This window comes from Tangfeifania sp. (assembly GCF_055108615.1).
In genome coordinates this window covers 1-9,584 of the sequence record NZ_JBSQIC010000110.1, presented here as the reverse complement: position 1 = coordinate 9,584, position 9,584 = coordinate 1, and the positions used below count along the sequence as shown (strand labels likewise).

At 42.3% G+C, this 9,584-nt stretch carries 8 protein-coding genes; 3 read left to right on the top strand and 5 right to left on the bottom strand.

The window, feature by feature from the left end; genetic code table 11:
• Positions 1-476 precede the first annotated feature (476 nt).
• Entirely contained in the window at positions 477-1,712 is a 1,236-nt protein-coding gene (locus ACTCNA_RS16435) for a 3-phosphoshikimate 1-carboxyvinyltransferase (protein WP_462949026.1), read from the bottom strand.
• 90 nt (positions 1,713-1,802) lie between these two features.
• Positions 1,803-2,876 (bottom strand): 3-dehydroquinate synthase, encoded by a 1,074-nt coding sequence (gene aroB, locus ACTCNA_RS16430; RefSeq protein ID WP_462949025.1) that lies wholly within the window; start codon positions 2,874-2,876, stop codon positions 1,803-1,805.
• 96 nt (positions 2,877-2,972) lie between these two features.
• On the opposite strand from aroB, the gene ACTCNA_RS16425 reads away from it, so the two are divergent.
• From ACTCNA_RS16425 to ACTCNA_RS16415, 3 genes are read left to right on the top strand one after another with little or no spacing between them, the layout of a single operon-like run.
• Positions 2,973-3,431, top strand: coding sequence for a hypothetical protein (locus ACTCNA_RS16425; RefSeq protein ID WP_462949024.1), 459 nt, complete (start codon positions 2,973-2,975; stop codon positions 3,429-3,431).
• A 16-nt stretch (positions 3,432-3,447) separates the two neighbouring features.
• Positions 3,448-4,551: a DNA-processing protein DprA gene (dprA, locus tag ACTCNA_RS16420; protein WP_462949023.1), complete on the top strand. Its 1,104-nt coding sequence runs from the start codon at positions 3,448-3,450 to the stop codon at positions 4,549-4,551.
• 26 nt (positions 4,552-4,577) lie between these two features.
• Positions 4,578-5,903, top strand: coding sequence for a DEAD/DEAH box helicase (locus ACTCNA_RS16415; protein ID WP_462949022.1), 1,326 nt, complete (start codon positions 4,578-4,580; stop codon positions 5,901-5,903).
• A gap of 2 nt (positions 5,904-5,905) precedes the next feature.
• On the opposite strand, the gene ACTCNA_RS16410 is transcribed toward ACTCNA_RS16415, so the two are convergent.
• From ACTCNA_RS16410 to ACTCNA_RS16400, 3 genes are all read right to left on the bottom strand, one after another.
• A complete protein-coding gene (locus ACTCNA_RS16410) occupies positions 5,906-7,249 on the bottom strand; it encodes a 1-acyl-sn-glycerol-3-phosphate acyltransferase (RefSeq protein WP_462949021.1) in 1,344 nt (447 codons plus the stop codon).
• Positions 7,246-8,205, bottom strand: coding sequence for a bile acid:sodium symporter family protein (locus ACTCNA_RS16405; RefSeq protein ID WP_462949020.1), 960 nt, complete (start codon positions 8,203-8,205; stop codon positions 7,246-7,248). Before ACTCNA_RS16405 ends, ACTCNA_RS16410 begins: the two co-directional genes overlap by 4 nt.
• Before the next feature lie 111 nt (positions 8,206-8,316).
• On the bottom strand, positions 8,317-9,471 hold the full coding sequence (locus ACTCNA_RS16400) for an alkaline phosphatase (protein ID WP_462949019.1): 1,155 nt from the start codon (positions 9,469-9,471) through the stop codon (positions 8,317-8,319).
• Positions 9,472-9,584 lie beyond the last annotated feature (113 nt).

Here is a 9,584-nt window from a genome sequence, read left to right as displayed (position 1 = left end):
TTCGCTGGATGCACTTCGCGGATTTACCATAGGAGCAATGATTATGGTGAATTACCCCGGAAGCTGGAGCCATGTTTATGCCCCGCTTCTTCATGCCGAATGGAATGGCCTGACACCGACTGACCTCATTTTCCCTTTCTTTACCGGCATGGATTTTATATAAAAAACGAATTTTTATAAAGCTTTAATAATTTAAGAAGATGACAGAAAAATCCCAAAATACAATCCACAAATCACAAACCCCGTAGGGATGCCAATGGCGTAAACTCCAACTTTCAAATTCTTTAACTTTCAAAATTTTTCTTGTTTGGAGATTTGTTTTTTGGTGCTTATTTGGTGATTGTTTTTTTTGATATTTGTTATTTCACACATAATAAGAATGATATACAAATCTGTCATTGGCATGAAGAAGGAGGAGAAATCTACCCAAAATCAGCAGATTTCTCATTCGTGCCTCATTCGAAATGACATTTTCTTTAGTCCTCTTTTATCTCAAATCCCACGTTCCTCAAATCTTCCCAAAAAGCCGGGTATGATTTGGTCACTACCATCGGATCATCAATTTCCATTTGCAAGCCAGAAAGTGCCATTGGGGCAAAAGCCAGTGCCATCCGGTGGTCGTGGTAGGTTTTTACAACAGGTGTTTCGTGTTTCATTTGTAAATCGATGTTGCCGTCCCAGGCCAACTCGCCATGTTCGGGTTCAGTTAATTTTGCACCAAATTTTGTCAGCTCGTTTTGCAGAGCAGCAATCCGGTCGGTCTCTTTTATTTTTAAGGTTTTCAATCCTGTAAAATGAAACGGAATTCTTTTGGCCACACACAAACAAGCCATCGTTTGCGCCACATCCGGATTTTCAATAAAATCCATATTCAATTTACTCACCTGTGGTTTGGTGATCTTTTTTAACAACACACCATTTTCCTGTTGAACCGACTCAATGCCAAACGGAACAAACCATTCTGAAAGAATTGCATCTCCCTGGATACTATCGAGTACCAGGTTTTCCAGGAAAACTTCACCTTTTCCTGCCAGCGCCAGAAGCTCGTACCAGTACGAAGCTCCCGACCAGTCGGCTTCCACGGTAAAATCAACAGGGAAATATTTTTGCTCAGGAACGTAAATTGAGTTTCCTTCCCATTTATGCCTGACACCGAATTTTTCCATCAGTTTCAGCGTGAGTTCAATGTACGACCGCGATGTGATATCACCCTTCAGGTTGATCGTCAGGCCGTTTTCAATGGTTGGTGCAATCATTAGCAGTGCCGAAATATACTGGCTCGAAACACTTCCGTCGAGCTCAATGGTTTTTCCTTTCAGATGTGAACCGAAAATTTTCAGTGGTGGGAAACCCTCTTTTTCAAGGTATTCGATTTTGGCACCCAGTTCGTTCAGCGCATCCACCAGAATTTTTATGGGACGTTGTTTCATCCTTTCCGAACCGGTAATTTCCCATTCGCCAACAATTTTGGAAATGAAGGCGGTGAGGAAGCGCATTGCCGTGCCGGCATGGCCGATGTCAAATTTATTCTCATTGGAGAATAGCGCGTTCAGTAAAACTTTTGTGTCGTCAGAATCCGATAAATTGTGTACAGGATAAGGGCTGTAACTCAGGGCATTGATGATAAGCACCCGGTTGCTTATGCTTTTGGATGCCGGCAGGTTAATCCGTCCCTCTATTTTATTTTTATTGATTGAAATCCGGTATCTCATTTTCGATTTTCTTAGTGAATCCTTTGAGTCTTTGCGACTTTGTGGCTTTTTTTTTAAAATACTGCCACGAAGTCACTAAAACACGAAGTTTCACGAAGTTTCTAAGTTTTTATAAAAATTTAAAGCTTCAAAAATCAACTCCTTCTCACAATTTTGGTTGATGTTAATCTCGCCCACTTTAGGTAAAAGCGTGAAGTTGATTCGCCCCGACTCATTTTTCTTGTCGTGGGTCATCAGCTCAAGAAGACGCTCAAAATCGGATTTTTCAATTTGTAATTTTCCGTAAATTTTTAATAGCCAGTCACCCAATCTGCGTAGCTCATTTGGCGGGAAGCCGCATTTTTTTTCAGACAAAAAGAGTTCGGTAATCATACCGTAAGCCACTGCGTAACCATGCAACACCGGTCGGTTTTGTTCCATTGCCAGGCTTTCAAATGCGTGGCCGGCAGTATGTCCAAAATTCAGGGCTTTGCGAATGCCGCCTTCCTGAAAATCGCTGGCTACAAAATATTTTTTCACCTCTACCGAATGCCGGATTATTTCCTGAAGCTGCTCATAATCAATATCTTTAAAGCCGAATATTTTTAATTCCTCCAGGTGTTCCGGGCTTTTTATCAGGCCGTGTTTAATCATTTCGGCATAACCGGAAATGAAATTTTCGCGGTCGATGGTTTTCAGAAAATCAGTATTAATGATAACTGCCACCGGTTCTTTAAAAGTTCCCACTTCGTTTTTCAGGCCGTTAAAATTGATGCCGGTTTTTCCGCCTACTGAAGCATCCACTTGCGAAAGCAAGGTGGTTGGAACGTTCAGGAAATCGAGTCCGCGTTTGAAGGTGGAAGCTGCAAACCCGGCCAAATCAGTCAGCATACCACCGCCGATGTTAATCAGCAGCGATTTCCGATCGGCTCCGTTTTGTGAAAGAAATTCCCAGATTTTTGCCACCGATTCCAGCTTTTTGTTGTTTTCGCCTGCCGGAATTACTACTTTTTTTATGCCTTCTGATTGGAAAAAATCATCGAATTGGGGCATCCATATTTCATCCACTTTTTTTTCTGAGGCCAGAAATACTTTTCCCGGTTCATATTTTTCAATCCACGCCCGAAGTTCGGTTTGTGGCGAACGCGTGTAAATTATTTTGGAATAAATGTTTGAATTTCCCATGGTTACCTGCTAAATTGCGGTAAAGTTAAAATAAATTTGTTTTATGAATTTTGAATCAGGGGCCACAGCCTGTTTTTCAAAAAAAAATTAATGCTGATGGTTATTAAAAATAAAAAAAGGGTGGTAAAACTTCGCCGCCTGTTTTTTCTGGTAAGCCTTGTAATTGCTCTAATTGCACTGGTGTTGTTTTTAACAGATTATACATTGTACGCCATTGGAATGGTTGGGGTGTTTGCACTTTGGTATTTGTTTTTTCAGGTGGCCGATTACCAGTACATCGAGTTTAGCGACGATAACGAAAAAATTTTACTGCGCTATTACAAAGCAATCAGGTTTGGAAAAACTGACTTCCACGCCATTGAATTTCCTCAGCAATTACTTCATAACGCACTTTTCGAGAATTCAATGTTTGGGGAAATGACTGATTTAACCCTGATAATCAGGACAAAACGCGGAATAGCCGAGTACCCTTCGGTGAGTTTATCAGCATTGCCTTTCGACGACAGGAAAAAAGTTGAGGCATCTTTGCACAAATTGCTTGGCGTAAACGTTTAATTTCTGCCGTACAATTATGAATAATGAAAATTTATACCGAATTGCACTGTCGCTCATCCCGGGGGTGGGGAGTGTTTTGGCGCGAAACCTCGTGGCGTATGCAGGCAGTGTTGAAGGTGTTTTTAGTCAATCGTTCCAGGCACTGAAAAAAATTCCCGGTATTGGTGAAGTGAATGCGCGGCGAATAAAAAACAAAGAAATTTTCGCACGTGCTGAAAAGGAATTAAAATTCATTGAAAAGTACAAAATCGATGTGCTGTTTTATACGGATAAAAATTTTCCGCGAAGACTGAAAAATTGTGTCGATGCCCCGGTAATATTGTATGCCAAGGGGAATATGAATCTCGATATGCAGCGGATTGTGAGTATTGTAGGTACCCGGAATGCGACTGACTATGGTAAGGATGCCTGCGAAAAACTTATCAGTGGCTTTTCTGAACGTAACTACCCGGTTTTGGTGGTGAGCGGCCTGGCCTATGGAATCGATATCCAGGCGCACAAAATGGCATTGAAGTATGACATTCCAACAGTTGGCGTGGTAGCGCACGGGCTCGATAAAATATATCCCTCGCTACATGCCGATACTGCCCGTAAAATGTTGGGAACTGGAGGGTTGGTAGCCGACTTTCCGAGTGGTACAAAAATCGACCCCGCCAACTTTATCCGCCGAAACCGGATTATTGCCGGTTTGGCCGATGCCACAATTGTTGTGGAGTCGGCTGAAAAGGGTGGCGCCTTAATTACTGCCGATATAGCCGCATCATATAACCGCGATGTTTTTGCCTTTCCCGGCCGGGTCGACGATACTTACTCGAGGGGCTGCAACCGGATCATCCGCTTAAACGGTGCCGACCTTATCGAAGGAATCGACGACCTCGAATTTTTTATGGGATGGGAAAGCAACAAAAAAGAAAAAGTTGTCCAATCTACTCTTTTTGCTGACTTAACTGCCGATGAAACCAAAGTGGTGGATCTGCTCCGCGAAAAAGGCGAACTGTTTATCGATCAGATTTCAGGTGAGCTGGGGATGCCTACCAGCAAAGCTTCGGCGCTTTTGTTGAATATGGAATTTAAAAATCTTCTGGTAGCGTTGCCGGGAAAAATGTACAGGGTAAGGTAATCCTTTAGTTTTCCTATTTTTGCAGCATGAAGAAATCATTCGAAGAGCTCAAGGTGGCCAGGTCGATTTTAAAATCACTGGACGATATTGGTTTTAAGGAGCCTACACCTATTCAGGAACAAGCCATCCCAAAAATCAATTCGGGGGCAAACGTGGTTGGGGTAGCACAGACCGGCACGGGCAAAACGGCAGCTTATCTCTTGCCGTTGCTGACCAAACTCCGTAAGCCTGAAGGCAACGATCCGCGCGTGGTTATTTTAGTGCCTACCCGCGAACTTTCCATCCAGGTAGGCGAAGATGTGGCAGAGCTCACCACCCGTTCCGAATTGCGGCATGCAGCTGTTTATGGTGGTATTGGCTGGACAAAACATGCTGAAATTGTGGAACCGGGAATCGACATTTTGGTAGCTACACCCGGCCGCCTGCGCGACCTGTACAACAACGGTGTGCTGTCGCTTAAAAAGGTAAAATACCTGGTTATCGATGAAGCCGACCGGATGCTTGACATGGGATTTATGCCCCAGCTCAGGCAACTTCTGGAAATTTTACCTGGCCGTCGGCAAAACCTCCTTTTTTCTGCCACCTTCTCCGAAAGCGTGGAAAAACTGGCCGAAGAATTTCTCGATTTTTATGAAAAACTGGAAGTAGCTCCTTCGGCTACCCCGGTTGAAGAAGTTACCCAAGTGGCTTATAAAGTGCCGAATTACCGCACCAAACTCAATCTGCTTAAACATTTATTACTTGATGAGGGAACTTTTTCTCGCATCATCATTTTTGTGAAAACCAGGGAACATGCCGACGGGGTTTATAAAGTGGTGAAGCGGAAAGTTGAAGGTGAGATTCGTATTTTACATTCAAATAAAGCGCAAAGCACTCGCATTAATGCCATTCAGGCTTTTAAGCACGGCGAAGTGCGGGTGTTGATTACCACCGATGTTTCGGCGCGGGGAATGGATGCGAGCATGGTGACCCATGTGGTCAACTTTGATGTGCCGTCGGATTACGAGAATTATGTACATCGCATTGGTCGAACAGCCAGAGCTGGAAACCGGGGCAATGCCATTACGTTTATCGAACCGTCGGAAGAGTGGCACTGGGAAAAAATTGAGGAGTTGATTCGAATGGAAATTCCGCTGCAGGAGCTCCCCGAAGGAGTGGAAGTTGTTGAAACTGATTTTGATGAACGACAACGCCAGTTGCGTGAAATTGACAGGCAGCGGAAAATTGACGATCCTACCTACCAGGGCGCTTTTCATCAGCGAAAGAAAAAAGAGGGTTCAAGAAAGAACTATTCCGATCGTTTTAAACGAACCAAAAAACGCCAGAAACGATCGAAGAGAACAAGGCGATAAATTTACAGGAGGGTATCCAGTTTTTCGGTCAAACTTTGCTTTTCATTTAAAAGCTGGCGATAGATTTTCGGGTTAAATTTTTTCAACCACAGGTACCTGAACATTCCGGCGGTTTTTCGAAATAGTACAAACCATTTGAAAGCCAGTTTGCCGGTCAAAGGTAAACTCACCAAAAACAATATTTTCAGCCAAATGCCCGGAATAATCCAGGATACAGCAAGCAGTTCAAGCAAGTAAAGAAACGGAAAAACAATAATGCCCGCCCCCAGAAAGAAGGTACTCCAAAATGAAAAATCTTTTACTTTTTTGCGCACAAACTGATCGATAATAAAAAAAGGAAGTGCGTTGAAAATGAAACCGTATAAAAATACTGGCAGCCCTAAAATCAATACTGGGATATTAAAAACTAATTTTCCAAAAAGGCGTTGCGGTGTGGAATTGAACAGCCAGCTTCTGAGTTTTAGTTTTTTTATTTTAGAATTCAGGCTGCCGGCATCTTTGGCAACCTGTTCTGTCATTTCCGGTTTTTCAGTTTCCAGTTTATCTAATTTTTCAGCCAAAATTTGGTCCGACTTAAACCGGTTTAAAGTTGAATATTTCCAATTCTGTTTTCTTAAAAAATATGATCCGTAAACTTCTCTTATTGCCTCAAATTCGTTATAAAACCGCTTTGTTTTAAAGTTTATAACTAACGGCAGAATTGACTTGTGAATTCTTGTTTTGAGCGCAATGGTGGCTAAATTTGGATTTTCGTGATACTGTTCCAGGTAATCTTTTGCCGGAATTGGATCCCCGAAGTTAACAATCACCGTCCGGTTAAATTTCCAGTAGCTGCTGTAATAAATTCCCGTTGGAATAATTTGAATGTCGAGCTTGTTTTTGCTTTTCTCTTCGGCCATAAAAACAATGCGCGGCACGGCCTTCTTGTGAGCCAGCATTTGGTGTTTGGCAGAATGCGCGGCTTCAGGGAAAAGTGCCAGCGCAAAATTGTTTTCCAACACTTTTATGGAATCCGAAAATGTTTTTTCATTTTTTTCAAGATTGGCTTTGCCATCGCGCAAACGGTAAACCGGCATAATTTTCAGGAAGCGGAGAATGGTGTCGGTAATTTTCGATTTTCCAAAAATGTCAGCCCGTGCAAGCCATACAGGTTGGTAGCGGGTATGCAACAGAACGACCATCGGGTCGCTTAAGGCATTTTGATGGTTGGGAGCGAAAACAATCGGTTTGTTTTTCGGAATTTTATCTTTGCCGGTAATAATTACTTTTTTGTGGATAAGCCAGTCGGCAAATGAAATATACTGTTTCAGAAACCAGTACCCCAACGACCACTTCTCATATTTCATTGCACAGCAGTTTGATATAACGGTTTTCGGGACCAAAGCCCTGAAATTGCCAGCCCGCTCACAATGTGCCACACTCCCCACCAGGCTGCAATAAATGTCATGCCGCCCAGTTCAAGTTCCGGTGGAAAAATTTTGGGATTGAACATGAGCACCAGTGCAAGTCCGGAGTTTTGTATTCCCGTTTCAAGGGTTATTGAGCGGCGGTCAACACGCGGCAGTTTCAATGCCGAAGCAAAGGTAAAACCAGTTGTTAGGGCAAGGGCATTGTGCACAAGTACAATTAAAAATATGAGGTGGATAAAACGGATGAAATGGCTGAAATTGGCCGAAAGTAAAATAATTACGAATGCTATAAAAATGAGAATTGAAGCCTGTTTTATGGGTTTCTTGATTTTTTGGGTGAATTTGGGTAGGTATTCTGAAAATAAAAGGCCTGCAATAACCGGTAATCCGAGTAAAACAATTACGGTTTGCACCATTTGCATGAAATCAATTTCAATTGGTACCAGGTAATTCCCTGCGCCAGAGGCATTGTAGTGGTTCAAATACATTTTCCCCCAAACGGCAAAATTCAATGGTGTCATAAAAGTGGCCGCTAAAGTGGCGAATCCGGTGAGACTAACCGAAAGTGCCACATTTCCTTTGGCCATCAAGCTCATAAAATTTGAAACATTTCCTCCGGGGCACGAAGCAATTAAAATCATGCCAAGTGCCACGGTAGGAGTGGGGTTCAGTATTATAACAAACAAGAATGTTATAAACGGTAACAGGAAAAACTGCGAAATAGCACCTGTAATAGCGGATTTGGGTTTGAGGATGACATCTTTGAAATGCTGCCATTTTATATCGAGCGCCACGCCGAACATTACAAAGGCAATTACAACATTTAACGCGAACAACCCGCTGGGAGAGAAGTTTAATCGTACATGATCAAGTACTTCCAGAGCCTCATTCATAAGAAATTATTTAATTGAATGCCGAAAAATAGAAAAACTATTGCGAAAAACAATAAAAAAGCCGAAAACCATTAGTCTATGGCTTCGGCTTCAATTTTGGCAGTTTTGTTATTAGTTGTTAATAATCAGTTCTTTAATTTTTTTATTGATGTCGGTGTTGTCTAAAAAACCAATAAATTCTTCGGCACCCGGTCCATAAGCGAAAACAGGCACCATTAATCCGGTGTGCCCTCCGGTTGTAAATTCTCCTTTTACCATGCCGGTTTCAGGATTGCCTTCCAGGATAGCCATTCCACCGGTTTCATGGTCGGCGGTAACAATAACCAGTGTCTCTTTGTCTTTGGATGCAAACTCCAGGGCTTCGCCAATAGCCTGGTCAAAATCGAGCATCTCTTCCACCACATAAATTGTGCTTCCGGCATGGCCGCCCCAGTCAATTTGCGAACCTTCAACCATCAGGAAGAAACCTTTTTTATTCTTGCTTAAAACAGTAATGGCTGTTTTGGTGGAAACAGGCAGCATATCACCGCGTTCGGCTACTCTTCCGTTATGTTCCGGAGCTGTAAACCCAGCCAGCTTTCCTTTTTTTCCTTTTTTAATTTTGTTCAGGTCCTGCTCCACAACGTAACCTTTTTGTTCCAGTTCGTTTGCAAGGTTGCGGCCATCTTCGCGTTCGGTAAAATGTTTATAGCCCCCGCCAATAAACACGTCGATATCTGTTTTCAGAAAATCGGCGGCAATTTCTTCATACATATTCCGGCTGGTTTGGTGAGCAATAAACGAGGCGGGTGTGGCATGTGTAATAGATGATGTGGAGACAAGCCCGGTGGCTAATCCCTTGTCCTCGGCATCTTCCAAAATAGTTTTAACCGGATTCTCATTTACATCAACCCCAATGGCACCATTGTATGTTTTTACACCTGATGAAATGGCGGTCCCGCCTGCAGCCGAATCGGTTATGTAATTGTCAGCTGAATGTGTACTTATCAGCCCTGTATATTTGAAATTTTGGATGAACAGCTGTCCTTTGTTTGCGATTAAACCGGCCTGGAGCTGAGGTAAACTCATTCCGTCGCCAATTAAAAGAATTACATTTTTGGGCTTTTCCGATTTAAATTTATGGCTATAGGTTTTTACCTTGTGAGTATCGCCACCCTGATAAATTTTTTCATTATCTTTTGCATCGGCTTCGAGGTAATCATTCTGAGCATAAGTGAGAATACTCGCTGTTAGGGCAAGCAATAAAATCATTGACTTTCGTAACATATTCATTTTAATTTTAAATCAGTAAAAATAAGTAGAAATATTTTTGTTCAAAGTTAAATTTTTAAAAGATCCGTGAATTTTACTGTTCCTGTTTTTTTTATTGAATATTTGTT